At 70.3% G+C, this 431-nt stretch carries 1 protein-coding gene; it reads left to right on the top strand.

The annotated features are described in order from the left end of the window. Positions 1-135: 135 nt before the first annotated feature. Positions 136-431 (top strand): hypothetical protein (locus GL263_RS29315; protein WP_228456896.1); only part of this gene is annotated, 296 nt, incomplete at its 3' end.

Genomic DNA, 431 nt, shown 5'->3' with positions numbered 1-431 from the left:
ATTCAGGAATGTGTAGGCCGGTCGCCTCAACCTCGTTGGCAGGCGGCCGCTAACCCGGTGCGCTTCCTGCGCCGGGCGGGTCCCGGCGGCCGTTGGCCTGCGCGACGGATCGCGCGCCTGCGCGGTGCCCTCCCGGTGCCGGTCGTCCTGAACTGCCTTGCGGACCCCTCCATGCCTTCTTCCCGTTCCGCCGCTGCCCGCCGCCCGGGCAGCATCGCCCACAAGCTGATGCTGGGCACCGCCGTCATCGCGCTGCTGTGCTTCGGCCTGACGGCGTTCCTGATCTATCGCCAGGCCAGTGCCAGCCTGATCGATGCCTCGCGCCAGACCATGACCAGCGAGGCCAACGCTGAAGCGCGCCAGGTCGCCGCCGATCTGGGCACGGCGTTTGCCAGCAACGATGCCATGGTCGAAGCCGTGCTCGCCCAGCG

It is taken from the genome of Streptomyces durbertensis (genome assembly GCF_014156695.1).
Taxonomy (GTDB): Bacteria; Actinomycetota; Actinomycetes; order Streptomycetales; family Streptomycetaceae; genus Streptomyces; species Streptomyces durbertensis.
The sequence above is the reverse complement of the archived record's forward strand: the minus strand, read 5'-3'. Positions and strand labels throughout refer to the sequence as shown.